This window comes from Bradyrhizobium septentrionale (genome assembly GCF_011516645.4).
Classification (GTDB): domain Bacteria; phylum Pseudomonadota; class Alphaproteobacteria; order Rhizobiales; family Xanthobacteraceae; genus Bradyrhizobium; species Bradyrhizobium septentrionale.
The window spans coordinates 5,114,212-5,138,145 of record NZ_CP088285.1 but is presented as its reverse complement, the minus strand read 5'-3'; the positions used below and the strand labels follow the sequence as shown (position 1 = coordinate 5,138,145).

Here is a 23,934-nt window from a genome sequence, read left to right as displayed (position 1 = left end):
ACACCCACGCCGATCTCTCCGCGCCGGAGGCTTCGCGGTATCATGCTCGCGGGCAATCTGCTGGTGGCCTTCTTCATGGTGGGGATTGGCACATGGGCGAGCCTCGCGCCTCTCGAGAGCGCCGCGATCGCGTCCGGCGTCGTGGAATCAGAATCGAGCCGCAAGACAATTCAGCATCTGGAAGGCGGTATCGTGAGGAAGATCCTGGTTTCGGACGGCGATGTCGTGCGAAGCGGACAGATGCTGATCGCGCTGGACGACACCCGAGCCGGTTCGGAGGTGCAAAGCCTTCAAGGTCAGTTGTGGGATGCAATTGCCCGTGCCGCACGGCTTCAGGCCGAGCAGCAGAGATTCGAGAGGATCGCAATCCCGAGCGCGCTGGAACAGGACAGCAGGCAGAATGGAGTGGCCGCCGCAGCGCTGTCAGCGCAGCAGTTCATTTTTCAGGCACGTCGGCAGGTTCACGAGTCGCAGCTTGCGGTCATTCGCGAACGAAGGCTTCAAGTCGAAAAGGAGATCGAAGGTCTCAGGGCTCAGGAGAGCGCCACCAGGCAGCGAATCGATATCGTCCGGGAGGAACTGGACATGGTCACGACCCTCGTCAGCAAAGGACTCGAACGGCGGCCGCGGCTTCTGAACCTGCAGCGCGAACTGGCCGACGTTGAGGGTCGCCGCGGCGAGATCACCGCACAGATTTCCCGCGCCGGGCAGGTCATCAGCGAGCAGCAGGCCACATTGTTCAAGCTAGAGAGCGACAGGCAGAACGAGATCGCGCAGTCGATTCGTGAAGCGCAGAACCAGATATTCCAGCTCCGCGAGCGGTTGCTTGCGGCCAGGGATCAGCTATCGCGAACAGAGGTCAAGGCGCCTGAGGATGGCGTGATAACCGACCTGCGGATCCATACAGCCGGCGGCGTCATCGGGGCGGGTGCGCCGCTCATGGACCTGGTGCCCCGGCAAGACCGCCTCATCGTGACCGCCCGCCTGAGACCCGAGGACATTGATGTGGTTCACCCCGGCCTCAATGCCGAGGTGCATCTCGTACCGTACAATCAGCGTCGCGTGCCGCGCCTGAAGGGGACTGTCGTGCATGTGTCCGCTGACCGGCTTCTCGACAAGCGTACCGACCAGCCATACTACGCAACCAGGATCCGGATCGACGACGCGCAGATCGCAGAAAACGACATCCAGATCGTCCCCGGCATGCCGGTTGAAGTGTTCATCACGACAGGGCGCGGCACCGTCGCACTTTACGCACTCAGGCCCCTGCTCGATAGCTTCCGCGGTGCATTCAGGGAGGATTGATCCTGGTCAAGGCGACTAGGTCTCCGTCGTCAGAGCTGCGCCCGGCTCGAGATCGCGACTCTGCGCGGGCAACCGGCCGCGCCAACGGAGGACCGCTTCGGTGCGATTGTGGGCGGCACATTTCCTCATGATGTGCTGAATGTGCATTTTGACGGTGCTTTCCGAAAGGTTCAGTTTGGCGGCGATTAGCTTGTTGGGCAGGCCGAGCTCCAGTTCCGCCAGAACGTGCTGCTCTCGAGGCGTGAGATCGGCCACGCTCCTGTCGATAGCCAGCCTGGCTGCCTCGTTGATCAGATATGCGGACGCAAGCCCCCGCGCGTCCGGCGGCTCGAAATCCGGCATTTTGTTCATCCCGGCGACGGGCAACGGCCTGTAGACGCCGCCGACGAGAACAAGGCGCAGGCCAGCTATGGCGATCTCGATTGGTAGCGAGGTGGAAAGAAAGCAGCGCACGCCCCGCTGCATCGCGGCCTGCACGGTCGGCTCGTCGTCATGATTTGACAGGACTGCAACGGCGGCGTTGGGACAGCACTCCGCAACGAAGGCAAAGTCGTCCTCAACCGTGGGATCGCCGATATGCTTGTCCGCGATACTCAGCACCACCAGACGAACATCACGGGCTGACGTGCAGTCCAGGCTTTGGACCGTCGCCATGTCAAGGATCTCAAGCTCGTCCAGTTCCCGCCTGAGGACGTTCAGAATGCATGTGCGAGGCAACAGGAGCGGCTCGACGATCACCAGAACCGGCAAGTGAAGGGATTCATTGAGCCGCTTTGAGGAGTGCGCTATGTCGTGCATGATTTCCCCGAAGTTAAAAGAATTTCCGCGATATTCCCATTTCGCCTCTCGTGATGCTGCATTCGTCCTGAATGCGGTAACTACGAGAGTACAGCGCCAGTGTTGGTGCCGTATCCACTACGGGATCGCTTGGCACGGGATCACTTGGCGCTTGGCTGGAAATTCTTTCCGCTCAAATCATTTGGGCGCATACCGCGCGGTGACGCAGTCGACGCATTCCCTAATTGCAGATATTTCGATACGCGATTGAAGCCGCCGACCCTGACTTGCCGTCGACGACATATGCTTCATCCTCTTTCACGAGATACAGAAACGGCCGATCTCCATTCTCGCTGCCTGACGCGCTTCTTCCTTTCACACGCCCGCAGATCGTATCCACGTGGCGTCCAAGCGTGTTCTTTCGCATTGCGCGCTTCATATCGCTGAATTCGACCGATCCTGGATCCCCCATCCTCGCCGCGATCGTGACCTTTGCCTTGTCCAGGACAGGATCTGATGTGCCCGCGGGGCGTTCGGATGGCGAGGCGCTGATCCTCGTTCGCGGAGCTGCCGCTTTGCTGAGGTCAGCCGATCCCCGCTTCTTCGGGGGTTTCTTGCCGGACCTTGCCGGGGTGGCAGAATTCGATTTGACGATCGCAGGATCTGGCGCCGATGCCGCTGGCATTGGCTGCGCGGGCCGGACGACGGCAACCCTGTCGAAACAGGGTTGTGACGCGCACCCAAGGAAATATCCTCGGGAAGGCGCAACCCAGCCAAAGCCGATCAAGACTCCTGCCAGCACTCCAACAAAAAGCAGTCCCATCCGATTCCCCTCCTCGGGAGCTCGGCTCGCACTCGTACTAGGACTAATTCCGCGCTGGTGGTCTTATCTGTTGCGCAAAAGCGTTAAACGCTCATTAAGCGCACGTGCGGCCGTTCGGCACGTGCCGGGACCGGTTGACCAGGGCCGCCACATCCGCGCCGATTTGCTGCAAAAGGCCAATCGTGAGAGCAATTATGGCAGATTTGGCCGGATCCGGCGTCCCCTCCGTTGCTCTCGCAACCACCAGCCTCTCTAGGCTGTCATCAATGGTCTCAGCTTGCCGATGTCGTCGATCCGCTCGAGATTGCCGATCTGCTCGATCAGCGTCTCGGTCTTCTCGCTGCCCAGCACCGGCGCAATCAGGTCCCGCGTCTTTGCCGCCACGGCTTCCGTGCTCAGCGGATTCTCCCTGGTGCCCGGCGGATATTTGGTGAAGTGATCGACCTTCCTGCCGTCGTTTAGCGTCACCTCGACAATCGCGCCGCGCGGCGCGGCGGGGTCCATCAGCGCCTTGTCGCCGGCCAACGTCACCTTGGCGCGCTGTTCGAGGATCTTCGGGTCATGCATCAGCGCGACGTCGTGGCTGTCGTTGAACGACACCGCACCCTTCACCAGGGCGACGGCCACGAGATGCTGGCAATTGACGTCCGGCATCGCGCTCTCGCCGACGATTCCCATCGCATCGGTCGGGAGCTTGACCAGGATGCTGCGCACATTGTCCGGCGTGAGGCCATGCTGCTTGCGCAATGTCAGCGTGGCATCCAGCGGCGATTGAATGGGATAGCCGACCGAAAAAGTCTTGATCGCCGTCTCGGTGACGTAGAAGCGGCTGCCGAGATCCTTCACCATCTCCTCCGGCTTCGGATCGGTCGAGAGCGCGATGAAGAGATTATGGGTGCCGTCGAGCACATCATCGACGCCGGTCAATCCGGCGCGGACCATGTCGACAGCCATCACGCCGTTGCGCGCGCCCATGCCCGCGAAGTCGAACGCCTTCTCGACATGGTCGCGATCCCTAACCCAGCTCCACAGGCCGGAGACCTGTTGAGACGAATAGGAGATCGCATAGCGCATCCCCTTCTCGTCAAGCCGGGCCAGCGACGCGGCGGCGCCAAGCGCACCGAAGGTCGACGAGGTTCCCTCGGCACTTCGATGCGAGCCACGCACGAGATCCGGCCCAGCGCCATCAGCAGGCGGCAGCACAGGTCGTAGCCGAGCGCGACGGCGCGCACGACGTCCTGCCCGCTGCGATGTTCCCGCTCCGCAAAAGCGAAAGCAGCCGGCACGACCGCGCATCCCGGATGCGCCTTGGTGACGGGCTCGAAATCGTCGGTCTCGTCGGCATGGGCGCACATGGCGTTGGCCAGCGCTGCGTTGACCGCCGTGGTCCGGAAATCGGACCCGACGACGGAGGCCTGCGCATCGCCGCCGAGGCTGCGGACATATTTCAGCGCCATGATACCGGGGTTCATGCGCGAGCCCGACACCATGGCACCGAGCGTATCGAGAATGCGGTGCTTACATGCCAGCACCACCTGCTCGGACAGCTCCTGATCGCGCGCAGCCACCATGTACCGCGCCAGCCGTTCGGTGACACCCGGGCCCGCCGCGCGCACCGGGCGGCCGCCGGCGGCGGCCATCGCGGCAACCGAAGCGGCGGATTGCAAGAAACGGCGGCGTGACGGCATGCTGCTTCCTCCGCGATCAGGCCGAAACCGACATCTTGGCAATGTCCGCCGCGTTCGGCAGGCTCTCGACATTCCAGCAGGCATCCATGACGCGCCGGATCATCGCGGCGGGAATGATGCCGTCCGCGAGGTCGGAGAACTTGGTCTCGAGCTGCTTGTCGCTCATCGGCACCTCGACGCTGCCGATCGCGTGCTCGATGAAGCGGTTCAGCTTGCGCCCATCCTTGAGCACGATGGTCAGATCGACCTGCTCCGGCTTGATGCCAGACGTGATCACCGGCACAACCTTGCCCCGCAGCGCGACGATGGTTGGATCGGTCACGGCACGATCGCTGAACTGCTTCTCGCCGCCGGCACCCTCGACGATTGCGACCGCAACGGCATGGTAGATGCTGAACTTGCCTTCGAGCCCCTGCCGCGGCGTCTTCTTGCCGGTGAGCTCCAGCACCAGCGGATGGACCTTCAGCTCGACGCGCTCGATCTGGTCCGCGGTCACCTTGTTCTCGTTGCGAAGCTGGATTGCCGCGTCGATCGCAGGATGCATCACGATCCCGCAGGCGAACGGCTTGTAGGTATTCAGCGCCGCCTCGTAGCGCTTGCCGAGGTCGACCAGGATCTCGTTGTAATCCTGCTTGGTGCTGATCGTATTGGCCCAGCCGCGCTTGGCTTCGATCATCGCGTCGGACGAGGTGAAATTCTTTGACGCCAGAATGGCGGCGAAGATGCCACTGGACGCGGCACGGCCGGGGTTGAAGCTCTTGTTCATCGAACCGAACGACTCGCGCAGCCCCACCGGCTGCGACGCGGCGAGGCCGAGCGCCCAAATCATCTGCTGCTCGTTCAGCTTCAAAAGCTTGCCTACGGCGGCCGCCGAGCCGAACACACCGGCGGTGCCGGTGATGTGCCAGCCGACATCGTAATGGTTTGGATAGACCGCGTTGCCGATCCTGCATTCGGTCTCGACGCCGAGCACCAGCGCGTTCAGGAACTCCTTGCCGGAGACCGGCTGCATTTCCGCCAGCGCGAGGATCGCCGAGGCGACGGGACCGGCGGGATGGATGATGGTCTTCAGATGCGTGTCGTCATAGTCGAAGATGTGGCTCGACACGCCGTTGATGAAGGCCGCGTTCATGATGTCGAACCGCTCGCGCCGCCCGAACAGCGAGGCCTGCTGCGGACCCGAGAACGGACCGAGCGCGGCGACCGCGATGTCGACCGTCTCGTGATGCGATCCGCCGATCGCGACACCGACCCAGTTCAGAAGCGTCCGTACCCCCTCCTTGCGGACATTGGCGGGCAGGTCGTCGTAGCTCGCGGTGACGAGATAATGCGCGAGTGCGCGGGTGACCTCCTTGGGCGGCGCGGCCGCGGGTGCTGGCGCGGAGGCCTGCGCGAAGGCCGCGCTGCTGCCGACCGCCGAGAGCGGAAGTGCGGCGGCGGCCCGGATCAGGGTCCTGCGATCAGTGTGCATGGGATGTCTCCAAAGACTTCGTCGAGGATTTCATCGAGGCCAATTGCGCCGCGAGGCGGACGGCGCTTTCGAAGGCACCGGTCTTGGCGACACCTTTGCCGACAATATCGAATGCCGTCCCGTGCGACGGCGTGGTGAACACGGTCTCGAGCCCGGCCGTGACGGTGACGCCGCGGTTGAAGCCGCGCAGCTTGGTCGCGATCTGGCCCTGGTCGTGATACATCGCGACGACGCTGTCGAATTCGCCGGCAAAGGCCCGGACATAGACCGTATCCGCGGGGTAAGGTCCGCTGCAGGCGATCCCTGTCTTCGCGGCCGCTTCGACGGTCGGGCGGATCAACTCGATCTCGTCACGGCCAAACAGGCCGCCCTCGCCGGCATGCGGATTGAGCGCGGCCACCGCGATGCGCGGCGTGGCGACGCCGGCCCTGCGCATCATCCGGTCGACCAGCTCGATCGCATCGGTGATGCTTTCCGCATTGATGCCGTTCAGCGCCTCACGCAGCGACTGATGTCCGGTGACCCGCGACATCCATTGGCCGTCCAGCACGTTCATCTCGGAGAAGTAGCTCTTGTGCCCGAGCAGGCTCGCGAACATCTTGTGTTCGTCGGGGAATTTCCAGCCGCCGTCGAACATCGCCCGCTTGTTGAGCGGCGCGAATGTGATGGCGTCGATTTCGCCGGCTTTGGCGAACTCGATCGCGCGCGACAGCGTCTCACCGGTCAACCGGCCGGATTCGGCGTTGGACTTGCCGAGCGGAAATCGCGCGGGATCGGTGTTGCCGAGATCGACGAGCTGCACGGTGCCGTGTCCCCAGCGAGCCGCCCGGGGCGAGCTGATCGGCTCGACGTCAAGCTTCACGCCGGCATGCGCCATGCCCATTTCCAGCACACGGACGTCGCCTATCACGACGAGGCGCGCAGCATCGCTGAGCCGGTCGTCGGAAAGAATGCGCACGGTCTGTTCGGGACCGATACCGGTGCAATCGCCCGGGGTCAGCGCCACGATCGGCAGGTCGTTTGAATTGGGTGCCATGGGTCCTTACTTTGCTGTCTGGATTTGAGCGGAAGACCGGGCCCAGTCTTCGCTGTTGAATTCGCCATCCCATTTCGCGACCACGATCGCGGCAACGGCGTTGCCGATGGTGTTGGTGATGGCACGCGCCAGCGACATGAAACGGTCGATGCCGAGCAGCAGCGCCAGTCCTTCCGCGGGCAACCCGGCCGCGACCACGGTCGTCGCCAGCGCCGCGAACGCGCCGCCGGTGACGCCGGCCGCCCCCTTGCTGGTGAACAGCATCACCACGAACAGGCTGAGCTGCTGCGCGGCGGTCAGCTCGACACCGTAGACCTGGGCGACGAAGATCGTGCTCAGCGGCAGCGTCAGCGCGACGCCGTCGAGATTGAAGGAATAGCCGGAAGGAATGACGAGGCCGGCCACCGCCCGGCCGACACCGGCCTTCGGCAGTTTCTCCATCATCCCGGGGATGGCGGTCTCCGACGACGAGGTGCCGAGCACGACGAGCAGCTCGGTGCGCAAGAGGCGCAGCAGGTCCATCAGGCGAATACCCGCGAGGCGGCAGATCGTGCCGAGAATGACGAAGATGAAGAACGCCATCATCGCCCAGGCCGTGCCGACCAGAAGCGCCAGCGCGTACAGCGTGGCGGCACCGAACTTCGCGATCGTGAAGGCCATGGCGCCAAAGGCGCCGATCGGGGCCAACGCCACCACGACATGGACGACGCTGAAGACGAGCTCGGTCACCCGCTCCAGGCCCGACCGCAGCGGCGGCGCCTTGTCGCCGAGCAGGACAAGGCCGATGCCGCACAACAATGCGAGCACCAGCACCTGGAGCACGTCGCCGCTCGCGAACGCACCGACAAAGCTTTCCGGCACCATATGCTGGATGTAGGCCGACAACGATCCGACATGGGACTGCGCGTAGCGGGCAACCGTCTCGGCCTGCCGCGTGGTGGCATGGGCCACACCCGCGCCGGGCTGAACCCACCGCACCACGACGAAGCTGAGCAGCAGGCACAGGGTCGTGACGGCCTCGAAATAGACAAGGGCCTTGAGGCCGATCCGGCCCACCGCCTTCATGTCGCCGACCTGCGCAATGCCGGTGACCACGACCAGGAAGATCAGCGGCGCGATCGTCATCTTGATCAGCGAAATGAAGATATCGCCGAGCGGCTTGAACTCGACGGCAACGGCCGGGAACAAGGCGCCGAACAGCGCGCCAAGCGCGGCACCGGCCACCACAAGGACATACTGCTCGCGCCAGAGCGGTTTGCGTCGCCGCTCGGACGCGGGCCTCGAGACGGACTCGGACAGCGGAGTTGTGGCGACCTGCAATTCGTTTCCCCAAAGGTGTGTTCGCGCCATGCCGGATCCGGTTGGCGCCTTGTTCTGGTTTTGCGATGGCGTTTACATTGGACCAGCAGCCTGTCGGGCGCTAATGCCGTATTGGAATGATTTGAGGACAAAACGTCATTATGGATCTGATTTGGCTGGAGGATTTCCTTGCGATCGCCGAGGAGGGCGGGTTCTCGCGCGCCGCCGAGCGCCGCCATGTCACCCAGCCGGCGCTGAGCCGCCGGATCAAGGCACTCGAGGGATGGCTGGGTACGCCGCTGTTCGAGCGGAGCACCCATGTCGTGACCCTCACCTCCGCCGGGCGGAGCTTCCGTCCGATCGCGGAGGATGTGCTGCGCAGAGTCCTGAACGGCCGGGAGGAGGCACTGGAGGCGGCGCGCCTGAAAGCCGAAACCATCCAGTTCGTCGCCACGCACGCGCTCTCGCAGTCGTTCTTTCCGGACTGGATACGAAAGACGGACCGTGCCCGGACCGGTTCGGCGGTGCAACTCGTCGCATCCAACTTTGGTGGGTGTGAAAGACTCCTCCTCGAAGCACAGGCGCACTTCCTGCTGACTCACTATCACCCTACCCTCGTCACACGACTGGATACGGATCGCTTTCAACGCATCGAGCTGGATACCGACGTGCTGGTTCCGATCAGCGCACCGGCTTCAAAGCACACGCTGCGAGGTGGCCGCCGACGCAAACCGATGCCTCGCTATCAGTTGCCGGGTTCCACCAAGGCTCCGCTGCCCTACCTTGCCTACCATCCAGGATCGGGTGTGGGGCGGATCGTCAACTCGTTCCTTGCGGCGAAGGAGCCCGCGGCCGTTCTCGTTCCGAGTTTCTCGGCGCCAGTGATGTTGCTGGTCGACATGGCGCGTGAAGGTCGTGGCATCACCTGGGCGCCCCGCAGCCTCGTTCAGCGCGAGCTGCAGAGCGGCCGGCTGCTAAGAGCAGGCGGGGAGGAATGGGACATTGCGATCAGCATTTGCCTGTTTCGTTCCCGATCTCGCCTCACCAACGCGGCTGAAAGTTTCTGGAACGGGATCAAGAAGCAACGCAACGGTTACCTCGAAGCCGCGGCGCACGCTCCCGGCATCGCACCGAAACAGTCGCGCAAATGACTGGCGAGATGACCCTGATCGGCCATCTACGCGTTGGAACGCGTCGCATTCCATTCCCGGCCATGGTCACCGGGGGCTTCCCAGCCCGTCTCGGAGACGATCAGCGTGTCCTCCAGCTTGATGTAGCCGCGCGCCGGATGCAGCAACGCGGTTTCGACCGAAATCACCATCCCGCTTTCGAGCGGCCGATCGGCATCGTACGGCGAATAAGGGACCGGGCCGGTGGCGGTCAGACGCGGCGCTTCATGACTGACTAACCCAATTCCGTGCGCGGTGAAGTCAAGCACGGCGCGGTGGGGAGACGATCTGACGGCGGCCTCGCCTGACGCAATCACATCGCCCCCCATGGCACCCGGCCGGGTGACGCGGCGCGCCGCCTGCTGGATGTCCTCGATCTCCTGCAGCAATTCGCAAAGCTCGCTGTCCGGCTCACCCAGGATGCCCATGCGGCTGAGGTCGCCGATATAGCGCCGGTAGTTTCCTCCGGAATCGATCGAGATCACATCGCCTTCCGCGAGACGCTGGCTCGACGGCGCACGGTTGTGGCTCTTTCCCGCGGCGATCAGGCAATACTCGAAGACGAGGTCGCGTTCCTGTTCCTCGCGCCGCAGACGAGCGACGACATCGTTCTTGGTCATGCCTGGTGCACAGTTCTTGAACGTCACCAGCATCGCATCGACGACCCGTTCGGACGCTTCTCTGATCAGCGCGAGTTCGGCGGGAGATTTCACGGCACGAAGCCGTTCGAGCGTGAAGTGGGCCTCGCGGAGCTCGACCTTGTCGAGGCCGGCTATCAGATGATCCCTGGCGTCAGCCGGCAGGAAGCCTGCCTCGACGCCGATGCGCCTTGTCCCGCCCCCGAGCTTCCTCACATGATCGATCGCAAGCCCGATCGCATCGATCGTGCCCCAACTTCCGGTTTTGACAATCGGCGCCGCTATCCGCCCAAGTTCATGCTCGAACGTTTCCATGCCGTTCCCGATGTAGATGGAATTGTCCGGATGTCCCTTCTGATAGACGAACACCGGCAGATAGCGGCTGGTGCCGATCGCCTCCATGACATCGAAGAAGAAGAAACGATAGCCACCAAGGAGATATTGCACATTGTGCCGCGAGGTTGCGATCAGCACGTCAAGGCCCGCCTCCTCCATCAGCCGATCGAGCTTTGCGGTGATGAACGGCGCCGTTGCTGCGATCGGTTCGAGCGCATTGTCCATGGTCTGACCTTCCATCTTCCACTCACACTGCGGTTTTTGCCGCCAGCGACTTCGCTGCAGCGTTTGAACCGGCGTTGTCGCCGAACAGGGCCACCGGGCGCCCATGCGGCTCGACGCCGAGGAAGGTGAAGGCAAGCCCGATCAGGAGGCCTGCGCCGGCAAGAAAGAAGAACGCCGGCCTCACCGCCGAGGCGGTCGCGCTTGGATGCACCAGATTGTCCGCTCCGGCGATCAAGGCGAGGCACAGCGGCCCGACGATCTTGCCGACCCCGTTTGCGAGCTGGGCAAGGCCGACCGCACGTCCCGAGAGTTGCACCGGAAATATCTCCGCAGGATAAGGCCCAATGTTCGAGAACCCGCCGTCGAAGAACACAGCGCCGACAATCAGGAACACCAGGAACAGCGGAACCGAGCCGGCAAAGTCATTGTGAAAATAGGCGGCCAGTGCCAGCGAAACCGCGGTGCCATAGCCCATCAACTGGCCGCAGGGCTTGCGGCCGATCCGATGCGCCAGGAACGCGAAACCGGTGCGGCCGAGGACGCCGGCAAGGCTGACGTAAATGAACATCTTCGCTGCATCCTGAGGCGCGACGCCGAGCAGCAGCGCCACGATCGTCGGTCCCCACAAGAAGACGCCGTAGTTCGCCGTGCTGGCGCCGAACCAGATCAGGACCGTCAGCCAGAAGCGCCGCTGCTCGGCAAAGAGATCGGCAAATGTCGCAGCGTTGGCCGGCGGCTGCGTGAGCAGCACGAACGCATCGCCGCCGACCCGATAGAGTTTGCGGATGCTGGCCTGTGCCTCGCGCACGCGGCCCTTGCCGATGAGCCAGCGCGGCGATTCCGGCATGATGATCATGGTCAGAATCCCGAGGACGATCGGCAGAAAGCCGACTGCCGCCAATCCGCGCCAGCCAACCAATGGCAACAGGAAGCTCGCCGTGACCGACGCGGCGAGCACGCCAAAGGCGACCGGAACGACGACGAGGCTCGTGACCAGCGTGCGGTGGCGCGTCGGTGCAAATTCGACGATGGCAGGAACAGCCGCCGCCGCGCCGGCGGCAAGGCCGAAGCCCACGAAGAAACGCAGGATCGCAAACGCAATCCAACCGTCTTCCGGAATGAACGCGATCGCGCCCGAACTCACGCCGCACAGCAGAACACCAGCAACCGCCAGCGGCTTGCGCCCGAAGCGATCTGCGAGGAATCCGGAAGCGAACGCCCCGAGCATCGCCCCGATCCCGGCGCTCATCAGCATGATCGAGGTTTGCCCGAACGTCAGGTGCCATTTCGGCGCCAGCACCGAGACCAGAAATCCGACCACAAAGAAATCGAAGAAATCGACCACACCGGTGACGGCGAAGATGATGATCGATAGCCAGTAGCGCGTCGTCACCGGCGCCTCGTCGAACGACACTGCGCCCGTTTGCTCAGCCATGGTCTCCCCCTGTTGTTGTCAAGCCGCCTTCTGTTTTGAATTCAGGAATGCCGTCACTGCCTCCGCCACCCGCTCGGGGGCCTGGATCGACGCGACGTGGCCGACGTCCGCGATGGTTGTGGTCTCTACACACGCAAGATCGCGAGCGAGCGCAAATGTCTCGGCATTCGGGATCAGCCGGTCGCCACTGCCGGCCAGCAGGAGCGTCGGACGATCGAAGGTGGCCAGATCGGCGGCGACGGGCTGCGCGAGCAGGGCACCACGCCGCGCCTTCTGGCCGTCGTCCCGGCTCGAGCCCCGGAAGATGTCGATCAGTTCGGGCCGCGCGCGCAGGCAATCCGGCGGAAAGAAGAACTCCGCAATCTTCGGTGCGTTGCCGACGGTGTCCGCCCGGTAGGACGCGAGCGTGCGGAACGCAGCCGCATTGACGTCCAGCGGACTCTTGTTGACCTTCCAGGTGCTGCTCAGGATCAGGCAGTCGATGCTGCCGGGATGGCGGGCCGCCAACGCTTGCGCTATCAGGCCGCCCAGTGAGGTTCCCATGACATGGGCACGATCGTAGCCAAGCCCTTTGATCAAGGCCGCGGCGTCATCGGCCAGATCGGCCAGCGAATAGGACGACGGAGGATTTTTGGTGGCGCCGGAATCGCGCTGATCATAGGCGATCACGGTGAAATGCGCGGCCAACAGAGGCGCAAGGCCGTCGAACATCGAATGATCGGCCTCACCGCCATGCAGCAGCACGAGCGGATCGCCACGTCCGGCTTTCTGATACGCCGTGACGACACCGTTGGCTTCGAACGATTGCATTGGGGCCCCCGCTAATGCAGCAGCGTTGAAAGCGCGCCGGCCAATTCCTTCGCCGGATCCGACGGCAGCCACGGCATCCGCCACGCCACATGCCCATCGGGGCGCACCAGCACGACGCCGCGCATGCCCAACTGGAAACCGTCCGCCGGGTCGGCCGCGGGCAACTGCTTCAACGAGAGCGGCAAGCCGGTCTTCTCGGAGACCTGCTTTCCGGCCTCCAGCCACTCGCTGCCGAGCGGGCCGGTGACGACGGCGAACTCCTTGTCGAACCAGTCGAGCGTCGATTTCTTGCGCGAAGGCTCGAGCCACATATGCGGAAAGCGCGCGCCGGGACGGTCGGTCGGCGTGTAGTAGCGGGAGTTCAGCGCCTTCGCGACGGTGCCATCGGGGATCACCGCGCCATCCTCGTAATTGTGGCCGAGGTTCTGGCCGATGCTGTGCAGATGATTGTCCATATCGTTGATCCAGAACCTGATCCGGTCCGGATTTCGCGATCGCACGGCGTCGTCGGTCAGCCCAAATCGCAGCCTGTTCCCGTAGCTGAAATTGGCATTGGATTGCGCGATCGGGCGGCGCTCGCTGGAATAGCTGTCGAGCAACTTGTCGTCGGCAAGGCCCTTCAACACGAAGGCAAGTTTCCAGGCGAGATTGTGTGCGTCCTGAACGCCGGAGTTCAGGCCGAAGCCGCCGGTGGGTGGAAAACGATGCGCGCAGTCGCCGACCAGAAACACCCGGCCCTTTCGAAAGGTCTCGGCCACCTGCATGCTGACGCGCCAGATCGAGCGGTTCAGAAGCGTGACATCGAGGTCCGGAATGCCGACATGGCCACGCGCGATCTCGATGAACTCCTGGTCGGTCCACGGCCGCTCGCGATCGTCCTTGGCCTGGCCGATTTGCGTCACGGTCAGCCAGCGATCCCGGCCATTGGTGTTCAGGATGCCGGCGCGCGGCAGATCGGGCCTGTCCGGGATGATGATGAACCCGGCGGCCTCGCGCGCAATCGGCAGCCGCGACAGGTCGGCACGCCAATACTCGTTCGACATCACCGCCAGCGTGGCCGGTCCGACCATGTCGATCCCGGCACTGCGGCGCGTCTGGCTGCCCGCGCCATCGGCGGCGATCAAATAGGTCGCCGTCCACTGCGTCACGTCGCCGGTCTTTTCGCAACGTGTCGTGACGCTGACGCCGCTGTTGGTCTCCTCGAACGATTCACAGGCCGTGTTTGAACAGGACGGTCGCGAGCTTGGACTTCTCGACCACCCGCAGAATCTCTTCCTCGACGGCGTCCTGGGCGACCAGGCTCTTCCAGGCGGGGGTATGGCCGACATTCGGTTCGGGACGGGTGCGGCCGAATTCGTGACCCGCGATGCTGTCGAGGAACACGAACATGTCGGAGTTGTCCTGCAGGCCGCGGTCGCGGATCGCCTGCTCGATCCCCCACTGCCGGAAGATCTCCATGGTGCGGACCCAGCAGCCGCGCGACTTGGGATGATCTGTTGTCGTCGGGCTCTTCTCGACCACCACGCAGTCGATGCCGAAGCGATCGAGCAGCAGCGACATCGCAAGGCCGACCGGCCCGCCGCCGGCGATGAATACGGACGTCCGGCGTGCCTCATCGGTGGCGATGCCCATCCTCGTCTCTCCTCCGTTTGATCGTTGGGAGGAGACTGCTCTCTTTTTGGTATCTCACAAGAATATGTTTGATATGGTTTCCATCTCGATTTGAGATGGATTGCCCATCATGGACTTGCGGCAGATTCGCTATTTCGTTGCCGTCGCCGAGCGTGGCGGCTTTGCCGCCGCGGCGAGCACGCTGAATATCGCCCAGTCGGCGCTCAGCCGCCACGTCAAGGAACTCGAGGATGAACTGGGCGGCGCGTTGCTCGAACGCGGCGCGCGCGGCGTCTCCGTCACCGAATCCGGCAAGGTGCTGCTCGCGCGCGGGCGCTGGCTGCTCGGGGCGATCGACGACATCAAGGCCGAAGTGCGCACGGAGAACCGCGAGCCCAGCGGCACGGTGCGGATCGGCGCGCCACCGAGCCTCGGCGACATCCTCTACGCACCGCTTGCCCAGATATTCGTGAAGCAGTTTCCGCGCGTGCGGCTCGAGTTGAGCGAGGGCCTGACCGAGAACGCATCCGACCGCCTGTTGCGGGGTGAGCTCGATCTGGCGATCGTGACGACGCCCTCCCCCAACGATCACCTCGACTACGAAACGCTGGTTGTCGAGCAGGTGTTCCTGATCGGTCCGTCGCGCGATCCGCTGCTGAAGCGCGGTAGGCTGACCCGCAAGGAGTTCGACGCCCTGCCATCCGCTGTGGCCCCGCTCAGCCGCAACCCGTTCCCGTCGACGATGCTCTGCGCGGTGCGGGTCGACAACAGCACCCCAATGAAGCGCATGGTGGCCTCGGGCCTCGGCTATGCCTTGCTGCCCTTCTCCGGAATTCACCAGGAAGTGGCTGCAGGAAGCCTTTCGGCAGCGCTGTTGCCGTGGATGCGCGCCGAGCGCGTGCTGGCGCTGCCGCGCGGGCGGCCGGTCAGCCGGGCAACGCGTGAAGCGATTGCCGCGCTGAAGAAGATCTGCCGCGCCCTGATCGATGAGGGAATTATCCTGACCGCGCCCGCCCGCAAAACCTGAACGCGCCTCACCACTCCGGACGACTGCTCATTCCGCACTGCAGCCGTCCGCGCCGGTCGCATTTGCTGCACCACCGCGTCCCGCTCCGGCCTTTCGGCGAACCAATCGTCTTGACGATAGTTGTCATGACAACTATAGAGTCATTCCAAGATTGGCGATCAAGCCGGCTGCTCCCGCCGCGAAGGACGGGAGCCGTGAAGCTGCAATGATCCTGCGGGCGACCCTCTGGGTTCGTCCGCTCCTTGCGCAGCCGGCGGTTAGTCGAAGGGAGGACGTGATGAGCGCTGCTTCGCAGAACCATGCGGCACGGCTGAGCGAGATTTCTCGGCTCGTCGACGACCGACCCGCCGAGCGCGTCTTCGAGGTCGATCGCCGGATCTTCACCGATCCTGCCGTGTTCGACGCCGAACTTCGGCATATCTTCGAGGCCACATGGAATTTCATCGGCCTGGAGTCCCAGGTCGCCCGGCCCAACGACTTCGTCACCACCCATATCGGCCGGCATCCCATTCTGGTGATGCGGAGTGCTGACGGAAATGTCGGCGCATTCCTCAACACCTGCCGGCATCGCGGAACGATCGTCTGTCCCTTCAAGCAGGGCCGGCAAAAATTCCATGTCTGCCGCTATCACGGCTGGGCCTACGATTCGAGCGGCCGCAACATCTCCGTGACGGAGGAAGCGAGCGGGCAGTATCCTCCGTCCTTCTCGAACCAGAACCATGACCTGCTCCCGGTTGCACGTCTTGGCTCGTATCGCGGCTTCCTGTTCGCGAGCCTGTCGGCCGACGTTCCGCAGCTGGAAGAGTTTCTCGGCGACACGCGCGCCTTCCTCGACCTCATCATCGACCAGAGCGACAGCGGCGAGGTCGAATTCGTACCGGGCGCCAGCACCTACACGTTCGACGCGAACTGGAAGCTGCAGTTCGAGAACGGTCTCGACTACTATCATTTCGCGACCACCCACAGCTCCTACGTCGATATCCTGAAGGAGCGCAATGCCAGCGCCGGACCGGACGCCGGCTTCACTGCGGAGCCGGAGGGCGAGCAGGAAGGCCAAGGCAGCTTCAGCTTCGATTACGGCCACGCCGTGAACTGGTCGATCAAGCGCACCCAGCTCTATGGCCGGCCGCTCGGCATGGATCCGGCGCGTCTCGATGCCGTGCGGCAACGCGTCGGCAGCACCCGCGCCAAATGGATGCTTCGCCAGCGCAACCTCACGATCTTTCCGAACCTGCAGGTCATCGACATCCTCTCCGCGCAGGTGCGGACCTGGCGCCCGCTCGCGCCCGACAAGACCGAGATGGTGTCGCATTGCCTGGCTCCGGTCGGCGAAAGCGCCGCGGCGCGCACGCTTCGGATTCGCAATTACGAGGACTTCTTCAACGCCTCGGGGCTCGCAAGCTCGGACGACAACGTGATGTACGAATTCTGCCAGACCGGCTACGACGCAACGACCGCGGCGCCCACGCAAGGCTATCTGCGCGGCGTCGCAGACGTCGGCCGCGGCGAGAGCGCGCATACGCGCGAGCTCGGCATCACCCCGTCCGAGTGGTCGTTCGGCCCCACCAGCTTCGGCGGCGAGACGAATTTCCATCCCGGCTATCGCGAGTGGCGCAGGCTGTTGCGGCACGCCGCGGGGGAGACGGCGTGATGGCAGCCGCTGCAATCAGGGAAACGGATGCCCACGCGATCGCATCCGCGATTATCTTCCGCGAGGCCCGCCTGCTCGACACCGGCGAATGGGCCGACTGGGTCGCGATGTACTGCGAGGATGCCATCTACTGGGTGCCGGCGTGGCTTGACGAGTACACCACCACCAATGATCCCGATACGCAGGTCTCGCTACTCTATCACGATGCCCGGCGTGGGCTGGAAGAGCGGATCGCGCGTATCGAGTCGCGCAAATCGATCACCGCGCTGCCGCTGCCGCGCACGGTGCACCAGATCTCGAACCTGGAAGCGTCCGAAGCCGGACCTGAACAGATCATGTGCCACGCGGTGTTCTCGGTCCACGTCTACGATCCGCGTCTGGCAAAGGAGCATCTGCGCCACGGACGCTATCGGCACACGTTGCGACGTGAAGGCGAGACCTGGAAGATCGCGCGCAAGGTCATCACGCTGGTCAATGACCGCGTCCCGACCGTTCTCGATTTCTACAGCATTTGAGAGGGCACAATGGCAGACCAAGGAACCTGGCACGCGGCCGCAACGCTCGGCGAGCTGAACGAAGGCGAACCATACGGCGTCGAAATCGCCGGCCACCACATCGCGCTCTATCGCGTCGGCAATGAGTATTACGCCACCAGCAACATCTGCACGCATGAGGAGGCGCTGCTCTCCGACGGCGTTCTGGACGGTTGCGAGATCGAATGCCCGCTGCATATGGGCCGCTTCGACATCAACACCGGCGAGGCGCTGACCAGTCCGGTCGAGATAGACATCCAGACCTATCCGGTGCGCGTGGCAGGCGACTGGCTGGAGGTCTGCCTGCCCGCATAAAACGACCGTCAACAAGAAGAATCGGGGGGAAACCGGGATGACCGAAGTCGTGATGGATAAGGCGGCGATAACGACCGCCGATCCGGAGATCGAACGCACCACGATCCGCAAGGTTGCGCTGCGCCTGATGTGGTTCGTGATGGCGATGTACTTCCTCGCCATCCTCGACCGCGGCAACATCTCCTTTGCCGCGCTGCAGATGAACAAGGAGCTCGGGCTCAATGCCGAGATGTTTGGCATCGCCGTCGGCGTCATGTACTTCACCTATTCCATCTTCGAGATCCCGAGCAACCTCATCCTCAGCAAATACGGCGCACGCGTCACGCTGACGCGGATCGCGATCCTCTGGGGCATTGCCACGGTGCTGATGGCCTTCACGCAGGGCCCGCTCAGCCTCTATGCATTCCGCGGCTTTCTCGGCTTTGCCGAGTCCGGCCTGTTTCCCGGCGTGATGCTGCTGCTCAGCCTGTGGTTTCCGTTCAGCTATCGCGCCCGCTACAATGCGATGTTCAATTATGCGGTGCCGATCTCCTACATTTTCGCCTCGCTGATCTCGGGCGCCATCCTCGATCTGAATGGGACGTTCGGCATCTCCGGCTGGAAGTGGCTGTTCATCCTCGAAGGCCTGCCGCCGATCATTCTCGGGATCGTCGGCATCTTCTATCTGACCGACCGGCCGCAGCAGGCGAGCTGGCTGTCGACCGCGCAACGCAACTGGCTGACCGGCGCGCTCGAGCGCGACGCCAAGGCAACCGGCGTGGTGCATGCCGAGGGCGTGCTCAGGACCATCACCAAGCCGATGGTGCTGCTGTTCGGCCTGTGCAATTTCGGCCTGTTCTGCGGGCTGGCTTCGCTGTTTCCCTGGCTGCCGCAAATCATCAAATCCTTCGGCCTGCCGAATTCGCAGGTCGGCTTCGTGACCGCGATCCCGCCGGTCGCCGGCCTGATCGGCATGATTGCGTTGTCGCGGCACTCCGATCATGTCGGCGAGCGCTTCTATTATGCCGCGATGACCTTCGTGATCGCTGCATCGGGCTTCGCAATCGCCGCCTTTTCAACATCTCCGGTCTGGATCATCATCGGTTTCATGGTTGCCAATGTCGGTGTCTATGGTACGCAAGCCGTGTTCTGGACCATCCCCCAGTCCTACATGTCGCGGCAGAGCGCGCCGGGTGCGATCGGCCTGGTCAGCACCATCGGCAGCATTGGAGGCGCCACGATCCCGATCGTGATCGGACGTGCCAAGGACGCCTCCGGCAACTTCACCACCGGATTCCTCGTGGTGGCCGGAGTTCTGCTCGTCGCAGCGGTGCTGGTCCTGATCGCACGCTCTCAACTCGTGAAAGAATGAAAAGCCGGACCGCCAAACATCGTACCAAGACCCCTGCCCCGCGCGAGAACGCGCGCTCGGAGCTGGTGATCGATTTCGAGCGCTACGTGCCCACGGTGCTGTCGAGCCTGGTCGCGAAGCTGCGTGCCAGTGCCAATGCCTTCTTTCCGCAGGCCTACGGCGTGTCGCTCGCGGAATGGCGGGTGCTGTCCTTTCTCAGGGAGCACGAGCCGGCCAGCGCCTATGACATCTGGACCAACGCGCAACTGGACAAGGCGGTCGTCAGCCGTGAGACGACGTCGCTCAGGAAGAAGGGGCTGATCGAGCTGACGCCGGTCAGAGGCAGCGCCCGAAACCGGACCGAGATTCGGCTGACCAGACTCGGCGTGGCGCTGCTCGACCGCAGCCTGGACGAAATCCTGCGCCGGCATGACAACCTCACGGCCGGCCTCGACACCAGGGCGCTCGATGCCTTCTTCCGTGTCGTGGCGCATATCGAGCAGCGCATCCCCCACATGGGCGATCCGTCGGACAATGCCATGCCGGCCCATGCGCCGGTCAAGCGCATTGTGAAGCGCAGGCCGCCAACCGGAGCCTAGCGGCGGCAGCCCGAGAGCGCGGCGGCCGCGCGGATCGAAATACGGGTCATCCACCGCTGGGTGCATGAAGGAACCGGCCGTAATTTATGTTTCAGTAAGCAAGTTGTAGCTAGGATCGATGAGTGCGTTGCGTATGGGAGACTTCCAGTGATCGACTTTGACGAACTTCGTAGTATCGCAGCGGATGTTCGTATCTTCATCGACGCTTCGGAAGACAAGGGCGGCGCCTTGAAGGCCATCGTCGAGGCCTACGATGTCGTGCTGGGCATTTTCCCGGCCGGCCCCGGAATGGACCTTCACGTGGTCAAGGGCACCGAGGTCCTCAATCACATCGCGCAGACCCAGGCCTCGTCCGGCTTTACGCACACCGCGATCGCATTCCAGACCCGTGAGCAGGCTGTTGCGCTTGAGCAACTGATGGCGGCCTAGCCACCGGCGCTTCACGCTTCCGTGACGGGGCATCGCATTTCGCTTTGAGATCAAGCGATTGCCCGACGCGCTGCCCGTTTGACGCGCACCCTTCGCCAATCTTGACGCAAATCCTGTCCTCAAGGCGCCGTCCCAGCACAAAGACGTGCCAAGCGCGTCAATCCGGCGCCATCGTCCGCATTGCCTCGCAGCGCAAAACGAGCGAAAATCCGCACGTTTGTAGAACGAGATCATGGTCTCGCCACGCGAATCAAATCAATCTGGGCAAGTTGTCGCGGGCGCGCTTTCTTCTGACGTCGAGTACTTGGTATTCGTGAACTAATCGCGCTACAGTTGTGGGCGTGGATATGGGCGAGCACCTGACGGTTAGCACCGGCGAGCTCGACGGCTTCGAGGGACTCCACGACGCCGTCAAAGGCTCGCATGTCGAGGTCATGCAGCTTGAGCGCGGCAGGCTGCGCGGCACGCTGTCTCATGTCGGGATCGGCGATTTTTCGCTCAGCATCGGCGCGTTCAATGTCGGGGTTCGCACCCAGCGCACGTCGGCCGATGACAAGCTGATCATCGGAATGCTGCTGAACGCCACCGACCGCGTCACGCATTGGGCTTTCGACATGCAGCCGGCCGACGTGCTGGTGATTCCTCCATCGGTCGAGCATGACGGCGTGTTTCACAGGGCCTCGTCCTATGCCGCAATTCGCTTCGACATGGCGGATCTGCCCGACATATTCGGCGGTGACCCGCGGCTCGCCGATGCCGAAACATGGCAAGCGAAGAACCACTTTCGCGCCGACCCCGCGATCGGCATGGTCGGGGCGGACCGGCTGCCGCAGATCGTCTCGCATCTCGCCCGCTATCCGGACGCGCTGTCGGACGCGTCGGCCCAATTCTGGAAGCGCGCGATCGTCGACTGCGTGAGGGCGACGGCGATCACGTCGCTGCCTCCAGACGGATCGAGCTATCTGCCATCGGCCATGAAGCTGGTACGCCACGTCGAGGATTACCTGCACGCCGCGGGCGCCCGCCCCGTCCATGTCTCGGAAATCTGCGGCGAGCTTCGGCTGTCGCGACGGAGCCTGCACCGCGCCTTCCACGAGGTGTTCGGCGTCGGCCCGGTGACGTTCCTGCGCTACAAGCGGCTTTGCACGGTCCGCGAGATCCTGCGCGAAAGCACGCCGGACCAGACCACGGTCTCCAGGGTTGCGATCGAACAAGGCTTCATCGAGCTCGGGCGCTTCTCGCAATACTACCGCGCGATGTTCGGGGAATACCCGTCGCAGACGCTCGGCTATGCCGGGTAGAAAGATCTGCCCGCGCTCAAGCGCGATGACGGCGCCAGGCTCGCGCAAGCTCATTTGATCGCCCCGGATCGCCGTTACCCGACAGCAGCTGCGCGGCGCCGCCGACGCCGCGGCGGAAGGCTTCGTCGAAAGTGACGCCGCGGACCTGCCATTTGTAGTCCTTGCCGCCCCACGCCATCTGCCATTGCGTCGCCCAGCCGAGATCCTTGTCGTCCCAGACCAGCCGTCCGACCAGCGTGGCCTCGCCGCCCTGCGCCGCGACGATCGATGTCAGCTTCGCGGGCGGCACCTTCAGGAGCCCGGCCGCGGTGACGTTGGCGCTCGTCAACGCGGCCGCGCTTGGCAGCACGAAGCGTATGCCGCGCTTGCCGGCCGCGGCCGCGAGCGCGTCGCGCTGCAGATCGGACTGCGTTCCATCAGCGGTGACGACGTAATCCTTCGGGCCGTGCTGCATCTCGGTGAACACGCCGAGCACCGGCCGCTGCGACCGCCACGGCTTGAGGCCGAGCTTGCCGAGAATGCCGTCGATCTTCTTGTCGTCGAAATCCACCGTCAGATCATAAGGCCGATCGCGGGTGCCCTGCTCGTCATGATGCGGCTTGCCGGCATACTGGTCGTGATAGTCGAAGCCACTGACGAACTCTTTTGCTTTCGATTTGTACGTGGCAAGCCGGCGATCACCCACCAGCATTGGCTGCCCGGAGACCTTGATCAGGACGTCCTCGAGACATGCACCGAAGCCGATGATGCGGTTCGGCTCGCCCTGGCCGGTGACGACGGTCTGCGCGCGGTAGAGACTGTCGTCTGCCGCCGCCACCGCGCCACCGCAACAGATCAATGCAGCGGCAAGCAGCACGCGAGCGAGCGTGGCAATCAGATTGCGCTTCGTCTCAAGCAAGGCAGCCATGGTCACCTCCGCTCGGTCACATCATTATCGGCTCAGATTGGTGGTATTTTTCGGCAGCGCCAACGCGTTCGGACATGGGCGCCATTCCATCGGCCGCTCCACACGCTCTGGCCACGCACGACGGGCCTGACATATGCTGAGCGGATGCGCGGCGGCGCCGGGAGCGCTGCCCGTCACAACAACATCCGGCAGGAGACGCCCCGTGAAATGCTATGAGTTGCAAGGCCCCGGTGGCGTCGACGCGCTGGCGCTGGTCGACAAGCCGGTTCCGCAAGCCGGTCCGGGCGAAGTCCTGGTACGTCTGAAGGCCGCGACGCTGAACTATCGCGACCTGCTCACGGTCAAGGGCCGCTACGGCTCGCGCCAGAAATTTCCGCTGGTGCCGGTGTCCGACGGCGCGGGTATCGTCGAGGCGGTCGGCGCCGGCGTGAAGAATTTCGCGGCCGGCGATCGCGTGATCGGCAGCTTCTTCGAAAGCTGGCTCGGCGGCGAACCGAGCGAGGCACGGATGCGCGCAGCGCTCGGCGGCAGCGTCGACGGCGTGCTGACCGAGTACCGGGTATTTCCCGCGCATGCGCTGGTGCGCACGCCTGACCATCTCAGCGACATCGAGGCTGCCGCGCTGCCCTGCGCCGGGCTCACGGCGTGGAGCGCGGTGGTCAAGCTCGGCGACATCAAGCCAGGACAGACGGTGCTGACCCAGGGTACCGGCGGCGTCTCGCTGTTCGCGCTGCAATTCGCCAAAATGTGCGGCGCCCGCGTCATCGCGACCTCGTCCAGCGACACCAAGATCGCGCGGCTGAAACAGCTCGGCGCCGATGTCACGCTCAACTACAAGACCACGCCCGACTGGGGCAAGAAGGCGCGCGAACAGACCGGGCGCGGCGTCGATCTCGTCGTCGAGGTCGGCGGCGTCGGCACGCTGAACGAGTCGATCCGCGCCACCAGGATCGGCGGCACGATTGCCTTCATCGGCGTGCTCGCAGGTCCGGCAACGGCGGACTCCCGGCTGCCACTGATGGTGATGCAACAGCAGCGGCTGCAGGGCGTGACCGTCGGCTCGATCGAGGACCTGCAGGCGCTGTGTGACGGCATCAGCATGCACGGCGTCAAGCCCGTAATCGACAAGGTGTTCGCCTTCGACCAGGTCAAGGACGCGTTCGCCCACATGGCGAGCGGCGCGCATTTCGGCAAGGTCGCGATTGCAATCGGGTAGGAC

22 protein-coding genes and 1 pseudogene are annotated in these 23,934 nt (G+C 63.8%); 11 read left to right on the top strand and 12 right to left on the bottom strand.

The genetic code is table 11. The annotated features are described in order from the left end of the window. Positions 1-42: 42 nt before the first annotated feature. The gene (locus HAP48_RS26210; protein WP_225024799.1) at positions 43-1,305 is read left to right on the top strand and encodes an HlyD family type I secretion periplasmic adaptor subunit; all 1,263 of its coding nucleotides are present in this window, start codon (positions 43-45) and stop codon (positions 1,303-1,305) included. A gap of 15 nt (positions 1,306-1,320) precedes the next feature. Here the strand turns inward: HAP48_RS26210 and HAP48_RS26205 are convergent, their stop codons facing one another. The 6 genes and pseudogenes from HAP48_RS26205 to HAP48_RS26175 all read right to left on the bottom strand — a co-directional run bounded on the left by HAP48_RS26205 (position 1,321) and on the right by HAP48_RS26175 (position 8,450). After that, positions 1,321-2,103: a helix-turn-helix transcriptional regulator gene (locus HAP48_RS26205; RefSeq protein WP_166208779.1), complete on the bottom strand. Its 783-nt coding sequence runs from the start codon at positions 2,101-2,103 to the stop codon at positions 1,321-1,323. A 220-nt stretch (positions 2,104-2,323) separates the two neighbouring features. Continuing rightward, positions 2,324-2,905 (bottom strand): hypothetical protein, encoded by a 582-nt coding sequence (locus tag HAP48_RS26200; RefSeq protein ID WP_224497312.1) that lies wholly within the window; start codon positions 2,903-2,905, stop codon positions 2,324-2,326. A gap of 252 nt (positions 2,906-3,157) precedes the next feature. Further along, positions 3,158-4,593: pseudogene (locus HAP48_RS50135) on the bottom strand (MmgE/PrpD family protein). A gap of 16 nt (positions 4,594-4,609) precedes the next feature. Then, entirely contained in the window at positions 4,610-6,064 is a 1,455-nt protein-coding gene (locus HAP48_RS26185; RefSeq protein WP_166208782.1) for an MmgE/PrpD family protein, read from the bottom strand. Further along, complete coding sequence (locus tag HAP48_RS26180; protein WP_166208785.1) at positions 6,054-7,100, bottom strand: PdxA family dehydrogenase; 1,047 nt, start codon at positions 7,098-7,100, stop codon at positions 6,054-6,056. The genes HAP48_RS26185 and HAP48_RS26180 overlap by 11 nt, the downstream gene beginning before the upstream one ends. Positions 7,101-7,106: 6 nt before the next feature. After that, complete coding sequence (locus HAP48_RS26175) at positions 7,107-8,450, bottom strand: cation:dicarboxylate symporter family transporter (protein ID WP_225024800.1); 1,344 nt, start codon at positions 8,448-8,450, stop codon at positions 7,107-7,109. Positions 8,451-8,560: 110 nt separating this feature from the next. Between HAP48_RS26175 and HAP48_RS26170 the strand changes: the two genes are divergently transcribed. Beyond that, on the top strand, positions 8,561-9,550 hold the full coding sequence (locus HAP48_RS26170; protein WP_166208788.1) for a LysR family transcriptional regulator: 990 nt from the start codon (positions 8,561-8,563) through the stop codon (positions 9,548-9,550). Positions 9,551-9,576: 26 nt separating this feature from the next. On the opposite strand, the gene HAP48_RS26165 is transcribed toward HAP48_RS26170, so the two are convergent. Genes HAP48_RS26165 through HAP48_RS50130 form a run of 5 tightly spaced genes read right to left on the bottom strand, consistent with a single transcriptional unit; the run spans position 9,577 to position 14,644 of the window. Continuing rightward, positions 9,577-10,782: a M24 family metallopeptidase gene (locus HAP48_RS26165; protein ID WP_420869815.1), complete on the bottom strand. Its 1,206-nt coding sequence runs from the start codon at positions 10,780-10,782 to the stop codon at positions 9,577-9,579. A gap of 7 nt (positions 10,783-10,789) precedes the next feature. Beyond that, positions 10,790-12,202 (bottom strand): MFS transporter, encoded by a 1,413-nt coding sequence (locus tag HAP48_RS26160; protein ID WP_166208790.1) that lies wholly within the window; start codon positions 12,200-12,202, stop codon positions 10,790-10,792. Between the two features lie 18 nt (positions 12,203-12,220). Continuing rightward, positions 12,221-13,096: an alpha/beta fold hydrolase gene (locus tag HAP48_RS26155; RefSeq protein ID WP_166208793.1), complete on the bottom strand. Its 876-nt coding sequence runs from the start codon at positions 13,094-13,096 to the stop codon at positions 12,221-12,223. Next, entirely contained in the window at positions 13,024-14,340 is a 1,317-nt protein-coding gene (locus tag HAP48_RS26150; RefSeq protein ID WP_166208796.1) for an FAD-dependent monooxygenase, read from the bottom strand. Before HAP48_RS26150 ends, HAP48_RS26155 begins: the two co-directional genes overlap by 73 nt. Then, positions 14,222-14,644, bottom strand: a complete 423-nt coding sequence (locus HAP48_RS50130; protein ID WP_166208799.1) for an FAD-dependent monooxygenase — start codon at positions 14,642-14,644, stop codon at positions 14,222-14,224. Before HAP48_RS50130 ends, HAP48_RS26150 begins: the two co-directional genes overlap by 119 nt. A gap of 109 nt (positions 14,645-14,753) precedes the next feature. Between HAP48_RS50130 and HAP48_RS26145 the strand changes: the two genes are divergently transcribed. From HAP48_RS26145 to HAP48_RS26110, 8 genes are all read left to right on the top strand, one after another. Next, positions 14,754-15,650 carry a LysR family transcriptional regulator gene (locus HAP48_RS26145; RefSeq protein WP_166208802.1) on the top strand — a complete coding sequence of 299 codons (897 nt, stop codon included), beginning with the start codon at positions 14,754-14,756 and terminating at the stop codon, positions 15,648-15,650. Between the two features lie 277 nt (positions 15,651-15,927). After that, positions 15,928-17,301: an aromatic ring-hydroxylating oxygenase subunit alpha gene (locus HAP48_RS26140; protein WP_166208805.1), complete on the top strand. Its 1,374-nt coding sequence runs from the start codon at positions 15,928-15,930 to the stop codon at positions 17,299-17,301. Next, positions 17,301-17,816, top strand: coding sequence for an aromatic-ring-hydroxylating dioxygenase subunit beta (locus HAP48_RS26135; RefSeq protein WP_166208809.1), 516 nt, complete (start codon positions 17,301-17,303; stop codon positions 17,814-17,816). Before HAP48_RS26140 ends, HAP48_RS26135 begins: the two co-directional genes overlap by 1 nt. A gap of 9 nt (positions 17,817-17,825) precedes the next feature. Next, entirely contained in the window at positions 17,826-18,149 is a 324-nt protein-coding gene (locus tag HAP48_RS26130) for a non-heme iron oxygenase ferredoxin subunit (protein WP_166208813.1), read from the top strand. Between the two features lie 37 nt (positions 18,150-18,186). Then, positions 18,187-19,500, top strand: coding sequence for an MFS transporter (locus HAP48_RS26125; RefSeq protein ID WP_166208820.1), 1,314 nt, complete (start codon positions 18,187-18,189; stop codon positions 19,498-19,500). Between the two features lie 65 nt (positions 19,501-19,565). Continuing rightward, the gene (locus tag HAP48_RS26120) at positions 19,566-20,078 is read left to right on the top strand and encodes a MarR family winged helix-turn-helix transcriptional regulator (protein WP_166208823.1); all 513 of its coding nucleotides are present in this window, start codon (positions 19,566-19,568) and stop codon (positions 20,076-20,078) included. 147 nt (positions 20,079-20,225) lie between these two features. Further along, a complete protein-coding gene (locus HAP48_RS26115) occupies positions 20,226-20,507 on the top strand; it encodes a hypothetical protein (protein ID WP_029083651.1) in 282 nt (93 codons plus the stop codon). 347 nt (positions 20,508-20,854) lie between these two features. Further along, positions 20,855-21,808, top strand: coding sequence for an AraC family transcriptional regulator (locus tag HAP48_RS26110; protein WP_166208826.1), 954 nt, complete (start codon positions 20,855-20,857; stop codon positions 21,806-21,808). Between the two features lie 16 nt (positions 21,809-21,824). On the opposite strand, the gene HAP48_RS26105 is transcribed toward HAP48_RS26110, so the two are convergent. Next, positions 21,825-22,715 (bottom strand): DUF2066 domain-containing protein, encoded by an 891-nt coding sequence (locus HAP48_RS26105; RefSeq protein ID WP_166208829.1) that lies wholly within the window; start codon positions 22,713-22,715, stop codon positions 21,825-21,827. Between the two features lie 202 nt (positions 22,716-22,917). Here HAP48_RS26105 and HAP48_RS26100 point away from each other — a divergent pair, with 202 nt between their 5' ends. Then, entirely contained in the window at positions 22,918-23,931 is a 1,014-nt protein-coding gene (locus HAP48_RS26100) for a zinc-dependent alcohol dehydrogenase family protein (RefSeq protein ID WP_166208832.1), read from the top strand. Positions 23,932-23,934 lie beyond the last annotated feature (3 nt).

Excerpts from the sequence above, each read along its gene's own strand:
- HAP48_RS26125 (WP_166208820.1), top strand. The coding sequence starts at position 18,187 with ATGACCGAAGTCGTGATGGATAAGGCGGCGATAACGACCGCCGATCCG.
- HAP48_RS26130 (WP_166208813.1), top strand. The coding sequence starts at position 17,826 with ATGGCAGACCAAGGAACCTGGCACGCGGCCGCAACGCTCGGCGAGCTG.
- HAP48_RS26180 (WP_166208785.1), bottom strand. The coding sequence starts at position 7,100 with ATGGCACCCAATTCAAACGACCTGCCGATCGTGGCGCTGACCCCGGGC.
- HAP48_RS26205 (WP_166208779.1), bottom strand. The coding sequence starts at position 2,103 with ATGCACGACATAGCGCACTCCTCAAAGCGGCTCAATGAATCCCTTCAC.
- HAP48_RS26210 (WP_225024799.1), top strand. The coding sequence starts at position 43 with ATGCTCGCGGGCAATCTGCTGGTGGCCTTCTTCATGGTGGGGATTGGC.
- HAP48_RS26105 (WP_166208829.1), bottom strand. The coding sequence starts at position 22,715 with ATGGCTGCCTTGCTTGAGACGAAGCGCAATCTGATTGCCACGCTCGCT.
- HAP48_RS26200 (WP_224497312.1), bottom strand. The coding sequence starts at position 2,905 with ATGGGACTGCTTTTTGTTGGAGTGCTGGCAGGAGTCTTGATCGGCTTT.
- HAP48_RS26175 (WP_225024800.1), bottom strand. The coding sequence starts at position 8,450 with ATGGCGCGAACACACCTTTGGGGAAACGAATTGCAGGTCGCCACAACT.
- HAP48_RS26110 (WP_166208826.1), top strand. The coding sequence starts at position 20,855 with ATGGGCGAGCACCTGACGGTTAGCACCGGCGAGCTCGACGGCTTCGAG.
- HAP48_RS26135 (WP_166208809.1), top strand. The coding sequence starts at position 17,301 with ATGGCAGCCGCTGCAATCAGGGAAACGGATGCCCACGCGATCGCATCC.
- HAP48_RS26165 (WP_420869815.1), bottom strand. The coding sequence starts at position 10,782 with ATGGAAGGTCAGACCATGGACAATGCGCTCGAACCGATCGCAGCAACG.
- HAP48_RS26140 (WP_166208805.1), top strand. The coding sequence starts at position 15,928 with ATGAGCGCTGCTTCGCAGAACCATGCGGCACGGCTGAGCGAGATTTCT.
- HAP48_RS26160 (WP_166208790.1), bottom strand. The coding sequence starts at position 12,202 with ATGGCTGAGCAAACGGGCGCAGTGTCGTTCGACGAGGCGCCGGTGACG.
- HAP48_RS26170 (WP_166208788.1), top strand. The coding sequence starts at position 8,561 with ATGGATCTGATTTGGCTGGAGGATTTCCTTGCGATCGCCGAGGAGGGC.
- HAP48_RS26150 (WP_166208796.1), bottom strand. The coding sequence starts at position 14,340 with ATGTCGGCCATACCCCCGCCTGGAAGAGCCTGGTCGCCCAGGACGCCG.
- HAP48_RS26185 (WP_166208782.1), bottom strand. The coding sequence starts at position 6,064 with ATGCACACTGATCGCAGGACCCTGATCCGGGCCGCCGCCGCACTTCCG.
- HAP48_RS26145 (WP_166208802.1), top strand. The coding sequence starts at position 14,754 with ATGGACTTGCGGCAGATTCGCTATTTCGTTGCCGTCGCCGAGCGTGGC.
- HAP48_RS50130 (WP_166208799.1), bottom strand. The coding sequence starts at position 14,644 with ATGGGCATCGCCACCGATGAGGCACGCCGGACGTCCGTATTCATCGCC.